Below are 17,648 nucleotides of genomic sequence, written 5' to 3'. Positions count from 1 at the left end.
CGGCGCGGCCCGAGGTAACGGTCAGACGCTGGGCGGGATGTTCTGGTTGACGCGGAAGAAGTTCTCCGGGTCCCAGCGGTCCTTGAGCGCCGTCAGCCGTTCGTACTTCGCCCTGCCGTACGCCTCCAGGACCCGGCCGGGCCCCTCCTGGCCGAGGAAGTTCACGTACACCCCGCCCGAGGAGTGCGGCCGCATCGCGTTCCAGAACGCCCGGGTCCACGCCACGTGCGGATCCGGCTCGCCCGACTCCCAGCGGCTGTTGATGTTCAGCAGGTACGGCGCCGCGCGGTGGGTGTACGCGGTGTCCTCCGGACCGACCCGGGCGATCGCGCCGCCGAGGAAGGCGAGTTTGACGTCGGAGAGCGGCGAGGTGACGGTCGCGAAGTGCGCGGCCACCGTGTCGATCGCGGCGTCGTCGAGCACCGACAGGTACTCCGACTTCCAGTAGTTGTGCGCGCCCGGCCCCCAGCCGGGATCCAGCATCTGCTGCCACACGGTGTACGGCCGGGTCTGCACGGCGTCCGCCACCAGGTGCGGCAGCGCCCGCAGCGGCGCCACCACCTCGCGCCCGCGGTCCGCGCGACCCGCCCAGCAGACCCCGACCCGGACGACCGGCCGCCCGTGCCACCCGGCCGGCAGGAAGGGCGCGGCCGGCGCCCGGCCGAAGATGCAGGAGGCGAACAGCTCGTCCGGGGCGTCCGCCATCAGGTCGCGGACCGCACGGACCGTGGCGGCCAGGTGCTCGGCCGGGAAGAACAGCCCGCCGCACAGCACGGCCGGGCCGATCCGGTGCAGGCGGTAGGTGAAGGTGGTGACGACACCGAAGTTGCCGCCGCCGCCGCGCAGACCCCAGAACAGGTCGGGGTGGGTGGCCGCGCTCGCGGTGACCACCCGGCCCTCCGCCGTCACCACGTCCGCTTCCAGCAGGTTGTCGCAGGCCAGCCCGTACGCGCGGCTCAGCCAGCCGAAGCCGCCGCCGAGAGTGAACCCCGCGATGCCGGTGGAGGACATCAGGCCGCCCGGCGTGGCCAGCCGGAAGGCCTGCGTCTCGTGGTCGAAGCCGCCCCAGGTGGTGCCCGGCTGCGCCCGGGCGATCCGGCGCTGCGGATCGACCCGGACCCCGCGCATCGCGGACAGGTCGATCACCATGCCGCCGTCGCAGACCGCCAGGCCCGCGATGTTGTGGCCACCGCCGCGGACGGCGGTGAGCAGGCCGTGCTCGCGGGCCACGGTGACGGCCCGCAGGACGTCGGCGGTGCCGGTGCAGCGGGCGATCACCTCGGGCCGGCGGTCGATCGCGCCGTTCCACACCGCGCGCGCCGCGTCGTACCCGGCGTCGCCGGGCACCACCACCTGCCCCCGAAAGCCCTCACGGAGGGCGTCCGCAGCCTTCACCGTTCCAGTATTACGGCGAAGTGCCGCCGGGGCTCGGGGAGCCCCGGACGGGGCTGCTCACTTCACCCAGGACTCCTGGACCGCCAGGTCCGCCTTGATCTCGGCGAGCTGGACGGCGACCGCCGACGGGGCGGTGCCGCCGCGGCCGCTGCGCGAGGCGATCGCGCCGTGGACGCTCAGCACCGACCGGACCTCGGGCGTCAGGTGCTCGGAGATCGATGCGAACTGCTCGTTAGTGAGGTCGGCCAGCTCGATCCCCTGGGCCTCGCAGACCTTGACGCAGGCGCCCGCGACCTCGTGCGCGACGCGGAACGGCACGCCCTGCTTGACCAGCCACTCGGCGATGTCGGTGGCCAGCGAGAAGCCGGCCGGCGCCAGCTCCTCCAGCCGCTCGCGGTGCACGGTGAGCGTGGCGACCATGCCGGTGAAGGCGGGCAGCAGGACCTCGAGCGTGTCGCAGGAGTCGAAGACCGGCTCCTTGTCCTCCTGGAGGTCGCGGTTGTAGGCCAGCGGCAGTGCCTTCAGGGTGGCGAGCAGGCCGGTCAGGTTGCCGATCAGGCGGCCGGACTTGCCGCGGGCGAGCTCGGCGATGTCGGGGTTCTTCTTCTGCGGCATGATCGACGACCCGGTGGAGAAGGCGTCGTGCAGCGTGATGAAGCCGAACTCCTTGGTGTTCCAGATGATGATCTCCTCCGCGATCCGCGAGAGGTTGATGCCGATCATCGCGGTGACGAAGGCGAACTCCGCCACGAAGTCGCGCGAGGCGGTGCCGTCGATCGAGTTGCCGACCGAGCCGCCCTCGAACCCGAGGTCCGCGGCGACCGCCTGCGGGTCCAGGCCGAGCGAGGAGCCGGCCAGCGCGCCGGAGCCGTACGGGGAGACCGCGGTGCGGGCGTCCCACTGGCGCAGCCGCTCGGCGTCACGGCCGAGGGCCTGGACGTGGGCGAGCACGTGGTGGGCGAAGAGCACCGGCTGGGCGTGCTGGAGGTGGGTGCGGCCCGGCATCGCGGTGTCGGGGTGCGCCTCGGCGAGGCCGACCAGGGCGTGCTGGAGGTCGAGGAGCAGGCCGCCGATGGTCCTGGCGTGGTCGCGCAGGTACATCCGGAACAGCGTGGCGATCTGGTCGTTGCGCGAGCGCCCGGCCCGGAGCTTGCCGCCGAGGTCGGCGCCGAGCCGCTCCAGCAGGCCGCGCTCCAGCGCCGTGTGCACGTCCTCGTCGGCGACGGTGCCGACGAAGCTGCCCGCCTCGACGTCGGCGAGCAGCTGGTCGAGGCCGGCCAGCATGCCGTCGAGCTCGGCGTCGCCGAGCAGGCCGGCCTTGTGCAGGACGCGGGCGTGGGCCTTGGAGCCGGCGATGTCGTACGGGGCAAGCCGCCAGTCGAAGTGGACCGAGGCGGAGAGCTTGGCCAGCGCCTCGGAGGGGCCGTCGGCGAAGCGCGCTCCCCAGAGTCGGACGTCGGCGTTCCGGTCGGCAGTCATCGCGGGAGCTCCCTTGGTATCCATACAGCGATCGGCATAAGTATGCACCAGCCCGTATGACTTCCACAAGCAAGGCGGGGGTAGCGCTACTGGGCCTTGGCCTGGGCCAGCTGCATCAGGTGGTCGGCCAGCGCCTGGCCGCCGGCCGGGTCGCGACTGATCAGCAGCACGGTGTCGTCGCCGGCGATGGTGCCGATGACCTCGAAGACCTCGGCCGCGTCGATCGCGGAGGCCAGGAACTGGGCCGCGCCCGGCGGGGTGCGGAGCACCACGAGGTTGCCGGAAGCCGTGGCGGAGACCATGAGCTCGCCCGCCAGCCGGGCCATCCGGGCCTCACTGGCGGACTCGCCCATCGGTGCACGCGGCGTGCGGTCGCCGCCCTCGGCCGGGACGGCGTAGATGAGCGCGCCGTCCCGGTTGCGGATCTTCACCGCGCCCAGCTCGTCCAGGTCCCGGGAGAGCGTGGCCTGGGTGACCACCAGCCCGTCGTCGGCGAGCAGCTTGGCCAGCTGGCTCTGCGAACGGACGGGTTGACGGGTCAACAGGTCCACGATCCGCCGGTGGCGCGCGGTGCGGGTCTGCGGGACCTGCGGCGTCGGACCGGCGGCGGGCTGGTCGGCGTGAGGTGCGGTCATATGACGATTCTCCCGGACTGGGGTCAGGCGGTCGCGCCGGGGGCGGCCTCGCGGACCGAGCGGAGGATGCCGGGCAGGGCCGCCAGGAAGGCGTCCGCCTGCGCTTCCGTGAGCACCAGCGGCGGCACCAGCCGGACCGCGTCGGCGACGGCCGCGTTGACCAGGAAGCCGGCCTGCTGGGCGGCGGCCTGGACCTGGGCGGCGACGGGCTCGGTGAGCACGATGCCGAGCAGCAGACCGGCCCCCCGGACGTGGCTGACCAGCGGATCGCCGATCGCCTCGATGCCGGCCTTCAGCCGCTCGCCGAGCTTCTGGACGTGGTCCAGCAGGCCCTGGCCCTCGATGGTGTCGATCACCGCGAGACCCGCGGCGGCGACCACCGGGTTGCCGCCGAAGGTGGTGCCGTGGTGACCCGGGTGGAGCAGGTCGCCGGCCTCGCCGAAGGCCAGCACCGCGCCCATCGGCAGACCGCCGCCGATGCCCTTGGCCAGCGTGACGACGTCCGGGTCGACGCCCTCGTACGCCTGGTGGGCGAACCAGTGGCCGGTCCGGCCGATGCCCGTCTGCACCTCGTCCAGGACCAGCAGGGTGCCGGTGGCCCGGGTGATCTCGCGGGCCGCCCGCAGGTACTCGCCGGACAGCGGGATCGCGCCGTTCTCGCCCTGGACCGGCTCCAGGAAGACCGCGGCGGTCTCGGTGGTGACGGCCGCCCGCAGCGCCTCGACGTCGCCGAACGGCACGTAGGTGGCGTCCGCGAGCAGCGGCTTGAACGGGTCCTGCTTGGCGGGCTGGGCGGTCAGCGTGAGCGCGCCCATGGTCCGGCCGTGGAAGCCGCCCTGCAGCGAGACCACGTGGGTCCGGCCGGTCAGCCGGCCGATCTTGAAGGCGGCCTCGTTGGCCTCGGCGCCGGAGTTGCAGAAGAACACCCGGCCCGGCCGGCCGGCCAGCTCCAGCAGCTTCTCGGCGAGCGCGACCGGCGGCTCGGCGATGAACAGGTTGGAGACGTGGCCGAGGGTGGTGATCTGGGCGGTGACCGCCTCGACGATCGCCGGGTGGGCGTGGCCGAGGGCGTTGACCGCGATGCCCGCGACCAGGTCCAGGTACTCCTTGCCGTCGGCGTCCCGGACGGTGGCGCCCTCGCCCTTGACCAGCGGCAGCCGCGGGGTGCCGTAGTTGTCCATCAGCGAGTGCTGCCACCGCTGCGTCATCTGGGTGTTGTCGCTCATGCCAGTCCCCCGGTCACGGTCGGTTCGTCGTCCGGCACGACCATGGTGCCGATTCCCTCGTCGGTGAAGATCTCCAGCAGCAGCGAGTGCTGCACCCGCCCGTCCAGCACGCGGGCGGTGCCCACGCCGGAGCGGACGGCCCGCAGGCAGCCCTCCATCTTGGGCAGCATGCCGCTGGCCAGGGTGGGCAGTATGGCGTCCAGCTCGGAGGCGTTCAGCTGGCTGATCACGTCGTCCGAGTTCGGCCAGTCCCGGTACAGGCCCTCGACGTCGGTGAGGACCACCAGCATCTCCGCGCCCAGCGCCACCGCCAGCGCGGCCGCGGCGGTGTCGGCGTTGATGTTGTACACGTGGCCGTCGGCACCGCGGGCGATCGAGGAGATCACCGGGATCCGCCCGTCCGCGATCAGCGCCTTCACCGCACCGGCCTCGATGTTGACGATGTCGCCGACCAGGCCGATGTCGACCTGCTCGCCGTCCACCACCGCGTACCGCTTGACCGCGGTCATGGTGTGCGCGTCCTCGCCGGTCATGCCGACCGCGAACGGGCCGTGGCCGTTGAGCAGGCCGACCAGCTCGCGCTGCACCTGCCCGGCCAGCACCATCCGGACCACGTCCATGGTCTCCGGGGTGGTGACCCGCAGGCCCGCGGTGAACGAGGACTCCAGGCCCAACTTGTCGAGCTGGGCGCTGATCTGCGGGCCGCCGCCGTGCACCACGACCGGGTTGAGGCCGGCGTAGCGCAGGAAGACCACGTCCTGGGCGAAGGCGGACTTCAGCTCCTCGTCCACCATGGCGTTGCCGCCGAACTTGATCACGACGGTCTTGCCGTGGAAGCGCTCCAGCCACGGGAGCGCCTCGATGAGGGTGCGGGCCTTGGGCAACGCGGCGTTGCTGCGGGCCTGTTCGCCCTTGGGTGCGATCTTCACGGTCTCTGTCCCCCCGGGATCAGGTGGAGTAGGCGCTGTTCTCGTGGACGTAGTCGGCGGTGAGGTCGTTGGTCCACACCGTGGCGCTCTCGGCGCCGGCCTTGAGGTCGGCGGTGATGACCACCTCGCGGTCCTTCATCGAGACCAGGTCGCGGTCCTCGCCGACGCCGCCGTCACGGCAGACCCAGACCCCGTTGATGGCGACGTCCAGCCGGTCCGGGTCGAAGGCGGCGGCGGTGGTGCCGATCGCGGCCAGCACCCGGCCCCAGTTGGGGTCCTCGCCGTGGATGGCGCACTTCAGCAGGTTGTTGCGGGCGATGGTGCGGGCCACGTCGACGGCCTCGTCCTCGCTCGCGGCGTTGACCACGTCGATCCGGATCTCCTTCGACGCGCCCTCGGCGTCGCCGATCAGCTGCCGGGCCAGGTCGTCGCAGACGGTGCGGACCGCCTCGGCGAACTCCGCGGCCTCCGGGGCTACCCCGGCCGCGCCGGAGGCCAGCAGCAGCACCGTGTCGTTGGTGGACATGCAGCCGTCGGAGTCGACCCGGTCGAAGGTCGTCCGGGTGGCGCCGCGCAGCGCGGCGTCCAACTCGGCGGCGGGGACCAGGGCGTCGGTGGTGACCACCACCAGCATGGTGGCCAGGCCCGGGGCGAGCATGCCCGCGCCCTTGGCCATGCCGCCGACCGTCCAGCCCTGCGCGTGGGTGACCTGGGCGGTCTTGTGCACGGTGTCGGTGGTCTTGATGGCGATCGCCGCCTGCTCGCCGCCGGTCGGCGAGAGCGCCGCGACGGCCGTCTCCACGCCCGGCAGCAGGATGCCCATCGGCAGCCGCTGGCCGATCAGGCCGGTCGAGCAGACCGCGACCTCGCCGGCGCCGACGTTCAGCTCGGCGGCCACCTTCTCCGCGGTGGCGTGGGTGTCCTGGAAGCCCTCCGGACCGGTGCAGGCGTTGGCGCCGCCGGAGTTGAGGATCACCGCGGCCAGCTCGCCGGCCTTCAGCACCTGCTCCGACCAGCGCACCGGCGCGGCCTTGACCCGGTTGGAGGTGAAGACGCCGGCCGCCGCGAAGGACGGGCCCTCGTTGACGACCAGGGCGAGGTCCGGGGTGCCGGAGGCCTTGATGCCGGCGGTGACGCCCGACGCGCGGAAGCCCTTCGCCGCCGTCACGCCCACGTTCTTGGGCTCGGACACGGTCTGAGTGTCGGTCACGGTGCGACTCCGTTCAGCGGGAGGCCCAGCTCCTCGGGGAGGCCCAGGGCGATGTTCATGCTCTGCACCGCGCCGCCGGCGGTGCCCTTCACCAGGTTGTCGATCGCGCTGATCGCGATCAGGCGCCCGGCGTGCGGGTCCAGCGCGACCTGGACCAGCGCGGCGTTCGAGCCGTAGACCGAGCTGGTCTGCGGCCACTGCCCCTCGGGCAGCAGGTGGGCGAAGGGCTCGGCCGCGAACGCCTCGGCGTAGGCGGCGCGCAGCTGCCCGGCCGTCACGCCCGGCTTCGCCTTGGCGCTGCAGGTGGCCAGGATGCCGCGCGGCATCGGGGCGAGCGTCGGGGTGAAGGAGACGGTGACCGGCTCCCCGGCGAGCGGGGTGAGGTTCTGCGCCATCTCCGGGGTGTGCCGGTGGCCGCCGCCCACGCCGTACGGGCTCATCGAGCCCATCACCTCGCTGCCCAGCAGGTGCGCCTTGACCGCCTTGCCGGCGCCCGAGGTGCCGGACGCCGCGACGATCACGGCCTCCGGCTCGACCAGCTGCGCCGCGTACGCCGGGAACATCGCCAGCGAGACGGCGGTCGGGTAGCAGCCCGGCACCGCGATCCGCCTGGCGCCCTTGAGCGCCTGCCGGTGGCCGGGCAGCTCGGGCAGGCCGTACGGCCAGGTGCCGGCGTGCGGCGAGCCGTAGAACTGCTCCCAGTCGGCGGCCGAGGCCAGCCGGTGGTCGGCGCCCAGGTCGACCACCAGCACATCCTCGCCGAGCTGTTCGGCGACGGCGGCCGACTGGCCGTGCGGCAGGCCGAGGAAGACGATGTCGTGGCCGGCCAGTGTCTCGGCCGTGGTCGGCTCCAGCACCCGGTCGGCCAGCGGCAGCAGGTGGGGCTGGAGCAGCCCCAGCCTCGTCCCGGCGTTGGAGGCGCCGGTCAGCGCGCCGATCTCCACCTCCGGGTGGCCGAGCAGCAGGCGCAGCACCTCGCCCCCCGCGTACCCGCTGGCGCCGGCGACGGCAACTCGCAATGCCATGGCGTTCCCTCCTTGAAGCTTGGCATGAATATACGCAGCACGGAACATTCATGCAAGGAGCTCAAGGTGAACGCCAGGAGCCGGCCCGTCTCCGGGCCGGCTCCTGGCGTTCAGGCGGGGATCCGCGGGCGCGCGCCGCGGGTCAGATCCGGCGGATGGTGTTGATCGTCATCGCGTCCACCTTCATGGTCCGCACCACGTCACCGGTCTGCGGCGCGTGCACCACCAGGCCGTTGCCGATGTACATCCCGACGTGGTGCCGGTCGGAGTGGTAGACCACCAGGTCGCCGGGCTGGGCGTTGTGCCAGTCGGTGCCCACGTTCGTCCCTGCGTTGCCCTGCTCCTGGGAGGTGCGCGGCAGCGAGACGCCCGCGCTCGCGTACGCGAACACCATCAGGCCGGAGCAGTCGAAGGTGTTCGGGCCGGTCGCGCCCCACTTGTACGGGTCGCCCTGCTGCTCCAGCGCGGTCTTCACCGCGATCGCGGCGGCGCCGCCGGCCGGGGGCAGCGTGGCCGGGTCCACCCGGGAGGCGCTGCGCGAGGCCGTCTCACCGCCGCCGGCCCGGATCGCGGCCTGGTCGGCCCGGCTCAGCCGGGAGAGCAGCCGCTGCGCCTCCTGGAGCTTCGACTGCACCTCGTTCTTGGCGTCGTTCAGGACCTTGGTCGAGCCGTCCAGCTCGGCCAGGACCGCCGTCGCCTCCTGCTTCTGCTGGTCCAACCGGCGCTGCTGGTCCTTGAGCGCCTTCAGCGAGTCCGCCTGCGTGTTGGCGGCCTGCTCGTAACTGGACGCCTGCGCCAGGTACCCGTCCGGGTCGCTGGACAGCATCAGGCGTATCGACGGGTCGACCCCGCCCTGCCGGTACTCCTCGCCGGCCACCTCCGCCAGCCCGGAGGCCAGCTCGGTCAGCTGCGCCTGGCTGCGGGCCATCTGGTCCTGCAGCTGGTCGGCCTGCTTGCGCAGCTGGTCGGCCCGCTCCTTGGCGCCGTTGTACCGCTCCGCCGCCTGCTCCTGCTGCTCGGCCAGCTTGTCGACCTGCGCCTTCACCTCGTCCTTGGTCGGGGCGGGGTCGGCGTGCGCGGCCAGCTGGGCCGTCAGCGCGACCGCGGTCGCGGCAGCACCGGTGAACACGGTCAGCCGTGCGCGGCTCGACTGCTTGGGGCGGCGGTGCGTGGCCAAGGCGGGCTCCTCTTCCTGCGGACCCACCCCCACGGGTGAAGGTCCGGAATACAGGTTCGATACCAGACCGTAATGAGGGTCCCGCCGCACGTCCACTCGGGAACCGAACAAACTCGCCTCCGTGACAGCGGATTGACTCTCCGTCAGTACCATCGGCCCATGACCGCCGTCGCCACCTGGAACGTGCTGCACCGCGTCCACGCCGAGAACCACGCCGGCGAGATGCTCGACCGCTGGCCCGCCGAGGCCGACCGGATCACCGGCGTCACCGCCGAGATCGTCGCGATGACCGAGCAGGTGATCGCCCTGCAGGAGGTCAGCGGCGACCAACTCGCCGCCCTGCGCGCGGCCCTGCCCGGCGGCCGGACCACCCACCTGCTGCGCTACCCGCGGACCCCCGAACCCCGGCGGATCCCCACCCAGCTCGACGACCGCGCCGAACACCTGGTGCTGCTGCTCGACGGCCCCGGCGAGGTGGTGGCCGAGGCCGCGGGCGACGGACCCGCGGTGCTGCTCGGCGACTTCAACGCCGACCGCACCGTGGTGGCGGCCGGACTCGGCCCGGACTGCACGGTCACCGCACTGCCGGCTGGCGCCGGTCCGACCCGGCCGCGGGAACCCGGGGCGCCCAAATCCCAGTGGATCGACCACGTGGTGGTCCGGGGCGGCCTCGCCGGGCGCGACGCGGCGGTACGGGACGTGCACGGCCTCTCCGACCACAACCCGGTCCGGGCCGTGGTCGGCTGACCGCCGGGGCCCGTGACTACTTCCGGGCGTCCTTCTGCGCGTCCTTCTGGGCGTCCTTCTGGCGGTTCTTCTCCTTGATCCGGACCGCCTCCTTGCGGACATCGACCTGGGTGGCGCGCTCGTGCTGCAGCCACAGCGGGTTCTCGTCCTTCAACGCCTCGATCTGCTCCGTGGTCAGCGCCTCGGTGACCCCGCCGCGCGCCAGACCCGCGATCGACACGCCCAGCTTCGCCGCCACCACCGGACGCGGGTGCGGACCGGTGCGGCGCAGCTCGCGCAGCCACTCGGGCGGGTCGGCCTGGAGGGAGTTCAGCTCGGCACGCGAAACCACGCCCTCCTGGAACTCGGCGGGCGTGGCGGGCAGGTACACACCCAGCTTCTTCGCCGCGGTGGCGGGCTTCATCGTCTGGGCGGTCTGGTGGGACGTCATGGGGTCAAGGGTAACGAGCGCGCGCCGCCGCCCCGACCACGACCTCGGCCGACCCCCCGCGGCCGGTACGCTGGGCCGGTGACCAGCCCCATCAGCGCCGACCTGCCCGCCGAGTTCCGGCTCGCCTACGTGCCCGGGGTGACGCCCACCAAGTGGGTGCGGATCTGGTCCGAGCGGCTCCCCGACATCCCGCTCACCCTGGTGGCCGCCGACCCCGGCGAGGCCGCCGGGCTGCTGCTCAGCGGCGGAGCGGACGCCGCGCTGCTGCGCCTTCCGGTCGACAGGACCGCGCTCAACGCCATCCCGCTGTACACCGAGACCACGGTCGCCGTCGTCCCCAAGGACCACGTGATCACCGCGGCCGAGGAGATCACCCTGGCCGACCTCGCCGACGAGGTCGTGCTCCACCCGCTCGACGACACCCTCGGCTGGGACGAGCTGCCCGGCGAGCCCGCGCATCAGCGCCCCGCGACCACCGGCGACGCCGTCGAGCTGGTCGCCGCCGGCATCGGCGTCCTGGTCGCGCCGCAGTCGCTGGCCCGCCTCCACCACCGCCGCGACCTCACCTACCGCACGGTCGCCGACGCCCCCGAGTCCCGGATCGCGCTGTCCTGGCCGACTGGCGAGGACACCCCCGTGCTGGTCGAGGAGCTCATCGGCATCGTCCGCGGCCGTACCGTCAACAGCTCCCGCGGCGTCGCCGGCGCCGACCGGCAGCAGCAGGCCGCCACCAAGCAGCCGCGCAAGCCGCAGCAGCCCGCGAAGGGCAAGGCGGCCGGGAACCGCTCCGCCGCCGGCGCCAAGCGCACCGGCCAGGGCTCCACCCCCCGCAAGGGCGCCGCCTCCCGCCCGGGCAAGCCCCGCCGCCGCGGCTGACCCCGCACGCGCCCGCGGACTCCTGTCAGCCACCCCGCGCCGCACATCCCGCTGCCGCGCCCACCGTGCGGCAGACGCCGACCGGCCCGGTGGACGGCGGGCGGCACCGGCGGAGCCGGGACTCCCGTGGCCGCCGGTGGCGGCTGCGCCCTGCGGATGTCCCGGACCCGCGGGCGGCAGCGCGTCCGGGTGCGGGACGAGGCAATTTCCGGTGATCACGGTTTCATGCATCGAGACCCTACAGATTTCGCCGACGCGACACGGTGGGTGATGGCATCCGGTGATCGGCAACTGCACTGGCAGGGTGGCTATCGGGGCGGCCGGCCGAGGTCTGCGGCCGACCCCGTGTGCTGTCACTTGTCCACAGAGGGAGCGGGTTGTCGTGGGTATGGTCACCGAAGCCGTGGCGGTCACCGGGCTGGGCGCCACCACGCCGTTGGGCGGCGACGTGGCGTCGACCTGGGCGGCGATGCTGGCCGGGGAGTCCGGGATCGGCGCGATCACGGAGGGGTGGGCGGCGGACCTGCCGGTCCGGATCGCCGGACGGCTGAAGGTCGAGCCGACCACCGTGCTGGACCGGGTGCAGGCCCGCCGGCTCGACCGCTGCGAGCAGGTGGCGCTGGTCGCAGCGCGGGAGGCGTGGGCGGACGCGGGTGCGCCGGACGTCGCACCGGAGCGGCTGGCGGTGGTGATCGGCACCGGCACCGGCGGCGCGCTCACCATGCTGGGGCAGGACGACGTGCTGGAGACGTCGGGCGTCCGCCGGGTGTCGCCGCACACGGTGCCGATGCTGATGGCGAACGGTCCGGCGGCCTGGGTGTCGATCGAGCTCGGTGCCCGCGGCGGGGCGCACACACCGGTCTCCGCGTGCGCGTCCGGGGCGGAGGCCCTCGCGCTCGGGCTGGACCTGATCCGGCTGGGCCGGGCGGACGTGGTGGTCGCGGGCGGCGCCGAGGCGTGCATCCATCCGCTGCCGCTGGCGGGTTTCGCGCAGGCCAGGGCACACTCGACGCGCAACGACGCGCCCGCTGCCGCGTCCCGGCCGTTCGACGTCGACCGGGACGGGTTCGTGATCGGCGAGGGTGCGGCGGTGGTCGTGCTGGAGCGCGCTTCCCGGGCGGCGGCGCGGGCGGCACGGGTGCACGCGGTGCTCGCGGGCGCGGGCGTCACCTCGGACGCGCACCACATCACCGCGGCCCACCCGGAGGGCCAGGTCCGGGCGATGCGGCTCGCGCTGGCGGCGGCCGGGCTGCCGCCCGAGGCGGTCGGGGTGGTGCACGCGCACGCCACGTCGACGCCGCTCGGCGACCTGGCCGAGGCCGGCTCGGTCGCGGCGGCGATCGGCACCCACCCCGCGGTCACCGCCACCAAGTCGATGACCGGTCACCTCTTCGGCGCGGCCGGCGCGATGGGTGCGCTGGCTGCGGTCCTCACCCTGCGCGACGGCCTCGTCCCGGCGACCCTCAACCTCGACACCCTCGACCCGGAGGTGGCCCTGGACGTGGTGGCCGGCGAACCGCGCAAGGTCCTGGCCGAGGCGGCCCTGACCAACGCGTTCGGCTTCGGCGGCCACAACGCCTCGCTGCTGTTCACCGTGGCGCCCTGAGGCCTGTCCGACGGCCGGTCCGACGGCCGGTCCACGGCGCCGCCGTACAGGCGTGACACCGGTCGGCCGGGCGGCGATCCTGGAAGGAGGACCGGGTCGGCCGTCGGGGTGGTCCGTCGGCGCACGGGTGTGTGCGGGGGCGCCGCGGGCCGGACCGGTCCAGGGGGGTACGGGAGAGCGCCATGGGCTACTACAGCGAACACGTCGTCCCGCGGCTGATCGACTGGGCGTGCGGGATGAAGACCGGCGAGCCGATCCGGGAGCGGGCCTGTCGGGGCTTGACCGGCGAGGTGGTGGAGCTCGGCTTCGGGTCGGGGCTCAACATCCGGTTCTATCCGCCCGAGGTCGACTCCGTCGCCGCCGTCGAACCGTCCGACGTCGCGTGGCGGATGGCCGGCGACCGGGTGGCGGGCTCGCGCGCACCTGTCCGGCTGGCCGCGCGGGACGGGCAGCGGCTGCCCTTCGCCGACGCCTCGTTCGACTCCGCGCTCTCCACCTGGACGCTGTGCACCATCCCGGACGCCCAGGCGGCGCTGCGGGAGATCCGCCGGGTGCTGCGGCCCGGCGGCGTGCTGCGCTTCGTCGAGCACGGCCTCGCTCCCGAGGCCGACCGGGGCGTCCGCCGCTGGCAGCACCGGCTCGACCCGATCCAGCAGCGGGTCCTCGCCGGCTGCCACCTCGACCGGCCGATCGTGCCGATGATCACCAACGCCGGGTTCACCGTCACCGACCTCGAGGTCTTCTACGAACCGGGCGCCCCGCGCATCCTGGCCGCCGACTCCCTCGGCTCGGCCCGGGTGGCGGCCTGACCGGCCTGACCGCTCGACCCGCCTGGCCGTCCCGACCGGCCGACCGGCCGACTGGCCGACCGGCCCGACCTTCTCGCCCGCCCGGCCGGCCCGGCCGCGTGACAGCTGGTCGGCCGCGCCCGGTCACCCCGCGGCGAGGCGCTCGGCCAGCCCGACCAGGTCGGCGAGGTGCAGCGTCCGCCCGCCGCCGCCCGGCAGCGGCACGTGCAGCGGCGCGGTCCACCGCTCGGGCACGGCGCCCAGCCCGTACACCGCCCCGGCCAGCGCGCCGGTGACGGCGGCGACCGTGTCGGTGTCCCCGCCGAGGTCGACGGCGGCGCGCAGCGCGTCCTCGAAGCCGCCGGTGGTGCGCAGCGCCCACACCGCCGAGCCGAGGCAGGGCCAGACCGCGCCGTTGAACTCGGTGGCCAGCTCCGGGTGCCAGTCGGGGGCGAGGACGGTGGCGTAGCGCTCGCGGTGGTCGGGGTGGACCGCGTCGAGCGTGGCGGGCAGCGCGGCGATCGGGTCCCGCCCGGCCAGCGCGACCCGGACGAGTTCGTGCTGGATCGCCGTGCCCTCCCAGGCAGCCCGGTCGCCGTGGGTGAGCGCGGCGATCCGCCGGGCGGCGTCCATCGTGGCGTCCCGCCCGGCCGGGGCGAAGCGGACGGCGGCGGTGGCGGCCCGCATCAGGGAGCCGTTGCCGGCCGCGCGGAGGTTGGTCTGGAAGTGGATCGCGGCGGCGAGGTCCCAGGGCAGGTCGGCGGTGAGCACGGCCTCGGTCTGCAGGCCGATGTCCTTGGGCTGGTCGCACGCCCAGCGGCGGAAGCGGTCGAAGACGTCGGGCAGGTCGAGTCCGCCGCGTTCGAGCAGCGATTCGCCGAGGTGGACGGCCATCTGCGTGTCGTCGGTGGCCTCGCCCGGGTCCCAGCCGCCGCCCCCGCACATCTCGCCGCCCGCACCGGGAGCCGGGAAGCGGGTGCCGAAGGCGCCGGCCGGGCCGAATTCGAAGGGGGCGCCGAGCGCGTCGCCGACGGCCGAGCCGACGACGGCGCCCGCCGCCCGGTCCGCGCGGGTGGGGTCGATCATGGCGGGCAGCGTAGCGGGGTGGGGCCTCCGCTAGCCTGAGGGGACGATGAACCGCTTCGCCACGCCGTGGGGCGAGCTCGCGCTCGCCCGCTTCCCCGAGGACCCCCGCGACCAGCTCCGTGCCTGGGACGCATCCGACGAGTACCTGCTGCGGTACCTGGCCGGGGAGGAGCTGAAGGGGATCGAGCACCCCGCGCCCGTCGACCTCTCGGGCGAGGTGGTGGTGGTCGGGGACCGCTGGGGGGCGCTGGCGGTCGCACTCGCGGAGCGGCGGCCGACGCAGATCGTCGACTCCTTCCTCGGCCGCAGCGCCACCACCGCGAACCTGGCGCGCAACGGCGTCGCCGCGGACGCCGTCCGGCTGCTCACCACCCGGGATCCGGTGCCGGCGCGGATCGACGTCCTGCTGGTCCGGGTGCCGAAGAGCCTGGCGCTGCTGGAGGACCAGCTGCACCGGCTCGCCCCGGCCCTGCACCCGGGCACGGTGGTGGTCGGCACCGGCATGGTGACCGAGATCCACACCTCGACGCTGGAGCTCTTCGAGCGGCTGGTCGGCCCGACCCGTACCTCGCTGGCGGTCCGCAAGGCCCGGCTGATCCTCGCCACCCCTGACCCGGCGCTGGTCAGGCCCGCCAACCCGTGGCCGCACAGCTACCCGCTGCCGGAGGGGGTCGGCCCGGTGTCCGGCCGCACGGTGGTCAACCACGCCGGCGTGTTCTGCGCGGAGCGCCTGGACATCGGCACCCGCTTCCTGCTCGAGCACCTGCCGGAGCGCAGCGGCCCCGACCGGGTCGTCGACCTGGGCTGCGGCAACGGCGTGCTCGGTACGGCGGCGGCGCTGGCCAACCCGGCGGCCGAGCCGCTGTTCGTCGACGAGTCCTTCCAGGCGGTGGCCTCCGCCGAGGCGACCTTCCGGGCCGCGCTGGGCGCGGAGCGGACGGCCGGGTTCCGGGTCGGGGACGGCCTGGACGGCGTCCCGTCCGGCTCGGCGGACCTGGTGCTGAACAATCCGCCGTTCCACTCCCACCAGGCGACCACCGACGCGGTCGCGTGGCGGATGTTCACCGGCGCCCGCCGGGTGCTGCGCCCGGGCGGCGAGCTGTGGGTGGTCGGCAACCGGCACCTCGGCTACCACGTGAAGCTGCGCAAGATCTTCGGTGGCTGCGAGACCGTCGCCGCCAACCCGAAGTTCGTGATCCTCCGGGCCGTGCGCCGCTGAGGCCGGGGGTTCTGCGGGCCGTACGCCGCCGAGGCCCGGGGCCTGTCCGTCGCGGACCGCACGACAGGCCGTAGGGTTGGGCGCGCCGCCGGGTGTCCGGCGGCGGGCACCGACCGAGGGGGAGAACCGAGTCCATGGACGCCGACCACACCGCCGATCCCGGGCCGGGCACCGAGCCCCCGGCGCCCGCCGTCTGCTTCCGGCACCCCGACCGCGAGTCGTACGTGCGGTGCGCCCGCTGCGACCGGTACGCGTGCCCGGAGTGCCGACGCGAGGCCTCGGTCGGCTACCAGTGCGTGGAGTGCGTCCGGGAGGGCAACGCCGGGGTCCGGCAGGCCCGCTCGGTGTTCGGCGGGCCGACGGCGGTGACCCCGGTGGCGACCGTCGTACTGATGGCGGTCAACCTGATCGCGTACGTGATCGAGCTGGTCCGCCCCGCGTTCGTGGACCGCTTCGAGATGGTCGGCCAGACCGTGATCGGCCCCGACGGGGGCCACTACCTGGTGCACAGCACCGCGCTGCCGCCCGGGTTCGACGGGGTCGGCGTGGCGCAGGGCGAGTGGTACCGGCTGATCACCGGCGCCTTCCTCCACCTGCCGCTGACCGGCGGGCCGACCGCGATCCTGCACATCCTCTTCAACATGTACTGGCTGTGGATCCTCGGCCGGGCGGTCGAGCAGCAGCTGGGCGCGGTCCGCTACCTGGCGCTGTACCTGGCGTCCGCGCTCGGCGGATCGGTCGCGGTCTACCTGCTGAACTCCCCCGGGCAGTCGGCGGTCGGCGCGTCCGGTGCGATCTTCGGACTGGCGGGCGCGTACTTCGTGCTCAGTCGGCGCCTGCACCACGACCCCCTGGGCGGCAAGCAGCTGCTGATCACCTTCGTGATCTGGATGGTCATCTCCGCCGGGTTCACCTCCTGGCAGGGACACCTCGGCGGACTCCTCACCGGACTCGCCGTCGGCTCCGTGTTCGCCTACGCGCCCCGGCGGCGCAGGGACGTCCAGGGCGCGGTGCAGGCCGTCGGGGTGGTCGCACTGGTCGGACTGCTGATCGTGCTCGTGGCGGTGCGGACCGCCGACATCACGGCGTCGATGCCGTGGAGCGCGTAGCGTTCGCCCCATGCCCCCAGGTCCAGCCGAGAGTCCAGGTGCCGAGCCGGGAACGACCGCCGAGCCGGCCGTGCTGCCCGCACTGACCGGCCGCGCCGTGCTCCTGCGCGGCGCCGAGCAGCGGGACGTGCCCGCGCTCGCCGCCATCCGCGCCACCCCCGAGGTGCGCCGCTGGTGGCGCGGCCCGGAGTCCACCGCCGACCTGGAGGCCGAGGTCGGCGAGGACCTGGACGACCCGACCACCCGGGTGTACGCCGTCGAGTTCGACGGCCGGGTGGTCGGCCAGATCCAGTGGTACGAGGAGACCGACCCCGAGTACCGCCACGCCGGCATCGACGTCTACCTCGACCCCGCGGTCCACGGCCGGGGCCTGGGCACCGACGCCGTCCGCACCCTCGCGCACCACCTGCTCACCGACCGCGGCCACCACCGCCTGGTCATCGACCCCGCCGCCGACAACACCGCCGCCATCGCGTGCTACCGCCGCGTCGGCTTCCACCCCGTCGGCACCATGCGCGCCTACGAACGCGGCCTCGACGGCCGCTGGCACGACGGCCTCCTGATGGACCTCCTCCCCACCGACCTGATCCCCTGACACGGGCGGGCCCACCGCCCGGTCGAACGGGCGGGCCCCGGACAGCCTTCGGGCACGGCCCCCGCCCCCGCCCCCGCCGCCGACGGCGGTGGCGGCTGCCGGTGCGAAGGCCCCGT

At 74.2% G+C, this 17,648-nt stretch carries 17 protein-coding genes; 7 read left to right on the top strand and 10 right to left on the bottom strand.

Going from position 1 to position 17,648, the window contains the following annotated elements:
* Window positions 1-21: 21 nt before the first annotated feature.
* The 8 genes from ABEB06_RS30945 to ABEB06_RS30910 all read right to left on the bottom strand — a co-directional run bounded on the left by ABEB06_RS30945 (window position 22) and on the right by ABEB06_RS30910 (window position 9,076).
* Window positions 22-1,395: an FAD-binding oxidoreductase gene (locus tag ABEB06_RS30945; RefSeq protein ID WP_345700211.1), complete on the bottom strand. Its 1,374-nt coding sequence runs from the start codon at window positions 1,393-1,395 to the stop codon at window positions 22-24.
* 57 nt (window positions 1,396-1,452) lie between these two features.
* Entirely contained in the window at window positions 1,453-2,874 is a 1,422-nt protein-coding gene (gene argH / locus ABEB06_RS30940; RefSeq protein ID WP_345700210.1) for an argininosuccinate lyase, read from the bottom strand.
* 86 nt (window positions 2,875-2,960) lie between these two features.
* The gene (locus ABEB06_RS30935; RefSeq protein ID WP_345700209.1) at window positions 2,961-3,509 is read right to left on the bottom strand and encodes an arginine repressor; all 549 of its coding nucleotides are present in this window, start codon (window positions 3,507-3,509) and stop codon (window positions 2,961-2,963) included.
* 23 nt (window positions 3,510-3,532) lie between these two features.
* A complete protein-coding gene (locus tag ABEB06_RS30930) occupies window positions 3,533-4,735 on the bottom strand; it encodes an acetylornithine transaminase (RefSeq protein ID WP_345700208.1) in 1,203 nt (400 codons plus the stop codon).
* Window positions 4,732-5,664, bottom strand: a complete 933-nt coding sequence (gene argB / locus ABEB06_RS30925; protein WP_345700207.1) for an acetylglutamate kinase — start codon at window positions 5,662-5,664, stop codon at window positions 4,732-4,734. The genes ABEB06_RS30930 and argB overlap by 4 nt, the downstream gene beginning before the upstream one ends.
* 19 nt (window positions 5,665-5,683) lie before the next feature.
* Window positions 5,684-6,838 (bottom strand): bifunctional glutamate N-acetyltransferase/amino-acid acetyltransferase ArgJ, encoded by a 1,155-nt coding sequence (argJ, locus tag ABEB06_RS30920; RefSeq protein WP_345702046.1) that lies wholly within the window; start codon window positions 6,836-6,838, stop codon window positions 5,684-5,686.
* A gap of 32 nt (window positions 6,839-6,870) precedes the next feature.
* Window positions 6,871-7,899: an N-acetyl-gamma-glutamyl-phosphate reductase gene (argC, locus tag ABEB06_RS30915; protein WP_345700206.1), complete on the bottom strand. Its 1,029-nt coding sequence runs from the start codon at window positions 7,897-7,899 to the stop codon at window positions 6,871-6,873.
* 142 nt (window positions 7,900-8,041) lie between these two features.
* Window positions 8,042-9,076 carry a C40 family peptidase gene (locus ABEB06_RS30910; protein WP_345700205.1) on the bottom strand — a complete coding sequence of 345 codons (1,035 nt, stop codon included), beginning with the start codon at window positions 9,074-9,076 and terminating at the stop codon, window positions 8,042-8,044.
* A gap of 159 nt (window positions 9,077-9,235) precedes the next feature.
* Between ABEB06_RS30910 and ABEB06_RS30905 the strand changes: the two genes are divergently transcribed.
* Window positions 9,236-9,823, top strand: coding sequence for an endonuclease/exonuclease/phosphatase family protein (locus ABEB06_RS30905; protein WP_345700204.1), 588 nt, complete (start codon window positions 9,236-9,238; stop codon window positions 9,821-9,823).
* 16 nt (window positions 9,824-9,839) lie between these two features.
* Here ABEB06_RS30905 and ABEB06_RS30900 read toward each other — a convergent pair whose 3' ends face one another.
* Window positions 9,840-10,253, bottom strand: coding sequence for a DUF5997 family protein (locus tag ABEB06_RS30900; protein WP_345700203.1), 414 nt, complete (start codon window positions 10,251-10,253; stop codon window positions 9,840-9,842).
* A gap of 78 nt (window positions 10,254-10,331) precedes the next feature.
* On the opposite strand from ABEB06_RS30900, the gene ABEB06_RS30895 reads away from it, so the two are divergent.
* From ABEB06_RS30895 to ABEB06_RS30885, 3 genes are all read left to right on the top strand, one after another.
* The gene (locus ABEB06_RS30895) at window positions 10,332-11,129 is read left to right on the top strand and encodes a LysR family substrate-binding domain-containing protein (RefSeq protein WP_345700202.1); all 798 of its coding nucleotides are present in this window, start codon (window positions 10,332-10,334) and stop codon (window positions 11,127-11,129) included.
* A 388-nt stretch (window positions 11,130-11,517) separates the two neighbouring features.
* A complete protein-coding gene (locus ABEB06_RS30890) occupies window positions 11,518-12,735 on the top strand; it encodes a beta-ketoacyl-[acyl-carrier-protein] synthase family protein (protein ID WP_345702045.1) in 1,218 nt (405 codons plus the stop codon).
* Between the two features lie 182 nt (window positions 12,736-12,917).
* The gene (locus ABEB06_RS30885) at window positions 12,918-13,544 is read left to right on the top strand and encodes a class I SAM-dependent methyltransferase (RefSeq protein WP_345700201.1); all 627 of its coding nucleotides are present in this window, start codon (window positions 12,918-12,920) and stop codon (window positions 13,542-13,544) included.
* Between the two features lie 123 nt (window positions 13,545-13,667).
* Here the strand turns inward: ABEB06_RS30885 and ABEB06_RS30880 are convergent, their stop codons facing one another.
* Entirely contained in the window at window positions 13,668-14,609 is a 942-nt protein-coding gene (locus ABEB06_RS30880; protein WP_345700200.1) for an ADP-ribosylglycohydrolase family protein, read from the bottom strand.
* A gap of 46 nt (window positions 14,610-14,655) precedes the next feature.
* Between ABEB06_RS30880 and ABEB06_RS30875 the strand changes: the two genes are divergently transcribed.
* The 3 genes from ABEB06_RS30875 (at window position 14,656) to ABEB06_RS30865 (ending at window position 17,532) form a co-directional block, all read left to right on the top strand.
* Window positions 14,656-15,828 carry a methyltransferase gene (locus ABEB06_RS30875; protein ID WP_345700199.1) on the top strand — a complete coding sequence of 391 codons (1,173 nt, stop codon included), beginning with the start codon at window positions 14,656-14,658 and terminating at the stop codon, window positions 15,826-15,828.
* Between the two features lie 134 nt (window positions 15,829-15,962).
* Window positions 15,963-16,937, top strand: coding sequence for a rhomboid family intramembrane serine protease (locus tag ABEB06_RS30870; RefSeq protein ID WP_345700198.1), 975 nt, complete (start codon window positions 15,963-15,965; stop codon window positions 16,935-16,937).
* A gap of 10 nt (window positions 16,938-16,947) precedes the next feature.
* Window positions 16,948-17,532, top strand: a complete 585-nt coding sequence (locus ABEB06_RS30865) for a GNAT family N-acetyltransferase (protein ID WP_345700197.1) — start codon at window positions 16,948-16,950, stop codon at window positions 17,530-17,532.
* Window positions 17,533-17,648: the final 116 nt, after the last annotated feature.

The sequence above is a fragment of the Kitasatospora terrestris genome (genome assembly GCF_039542905.1).
Taxonomy (GTDB): domain Bacteria; phylum Actinomycetota; class Actinomycetes; order Streptomycetales; family Streptomycetaceae; genus Kitasatospora; species Kitasatospora terrestris.
This window is presented reverse-complemented; position numbering and strand designations above follow the sequence as displayed.